General features: G+C 62.6%; 1 protein-coding gene. It reads right to left on the bottom strand.

Translation table 11 applies throughout. The features are described from left to right. Positions 1-112: 112 nt before the first annotated feature. Positions 113-1,402: a M18 family aminopeptidase gene (locus tag WBR57_RS14345; RefSeq protein WP_065903452.1), complete on the bottom strand. Its 1,290-nt coding sequence runs from the start codon at positions 1,400-1,402 to the stop codon at positions 113-115. Positions 1,403-1,537 lie beyond the last annotated feature (135 nt).

Below are 1,537 nucleotides of genomic sequence, written 5' to 3' on the forward strand. Positions count from 1 at the left end.
GGCTTGCTCGCGAACGCGGTGCATCAGTCAACTCATTCAGTGGCTGACACTCAGCATTCGCGAGCAAGCCCGCTCCCACTTATTTGACCGCGTTAGCCTGAAAAATCAGAGATCAGGGCAAATCGCGGCTGGCGTAGAACGCCCCGAGTACCTTCACCAGGTGTGCCAGGTCATGGCTGCCGCACAGTTCACGGATGGAGTGCATGGCAAACGTCGGCAGGCCGATGTCCACGGTGCGCACGCCCAAGTGGCTGGCGGTGATCGGGCCGATGGTCGAGCCACAGCCCATGTCGCTGCGCACCACAAAGCTCTGTACCGGCACTTCCTGGGCCATGCACAGGTGGCGGAAGAACCCGGCGGTTTCGCTGTTGGTGGCGTAGCGCTGGTTGCTGTTGACCTTGATCACCGGGCCGGCATTGAGCTTGGGGCCGTGGTTGGCGTCGTGCTTCTCGGCGTAGTTGGGGTGTACGCCGTGGGCGTTGTCGGCCGATACCAGCAGCGATTTCTGAATCGTGCGTACGAATTCATCACCTTCCGGCAACAGGCGACGCAGGGTCTGTTCGAGCATCGGGCCATCGGCGCCGCAGGCCGAGCAGGAGCCGACTTCTTCGTGGTCGTTGCACACCAGCACGCAGGTTTCGTCGGTTTCGCTGGTGAGCAAAGCTTGCAGGCCGGCGTAGCACGACAACAGATTGTCCAGGCGCGCGCCGGCGATGAAGTCGCCGTTCAGGCCGATCACGGCGGCACTTTGGGTGTCGTAGAAGCTCAACTCGTAGTCGAGCACCACATCGGCGTTCAGCCCGTGTTCGCGTGCCAACTGTTCAGTGAGCACGGCGCGGAAATCCACGCGCTCGTCTCCGGCAAATTGCGCGAGGATCGGCGGCAGTTCGGTCTGGGCATTGATCGCCCACCCCTGGTTGGCTTCACGGTTCAGGTGAATGGCCAGGTTGGGGATGATCGCGATGGGCAGCTTGAAGTCGATCAGTTGGCTTTCGACCTTGCCGTCGCGGCGGAATGTTACGCGGCCGGCCAGCGACAGGTCGCGGTCGAACCACGGCGCCAGCAGCGCACCGCCGTAGACTTCCACACCCAGTTGCCAGAAGCCTTGGCGTTGCAGCTCCGGCTGGGGCTTGACCCGCAGGCACGGGCTGTCGGTATGGGCGCCGACCAGGCGAATCCCGCCCAGCAGCGGCGAGTGGCGGCCAAGCTTGAAGGCGATAATCGAGGAGTCATTGCGGGTCACGTAATAGCGCCCGTTGGCCTCGGTGGTCCAGGTTTCGCGCTCGTCGAGACGCTGGTAACCCGCCGCTTCCAGGCGCTGGGCGAGCGCGGCAGTGGCATGAAAAGGAGTAGGGGAGGCCTTGAGGAAGTCGATCAGGCCTTGATTCAACGCTTCGCGCATAAAAAGCTCCAGACAGCAGTGCGCGGAGTTTACCGTTCGATGGCCCGAAGTGCACATTACAAATGTGGGAGGGGGCTTGCCCCCGATGGCAGTGGGTCAGTCAACATAGACAGTGACTGCCACGCCGCTATCGGG

This window comes from Pseudomonas sp. (genome assembly GCF_049590575.1).
Classification (GTDB): Bacteria; Pseudomonadota; Gammaproteobacteria; order Pseudomonadales; family Pseudomonadaceae; genus Aquipseudomonas.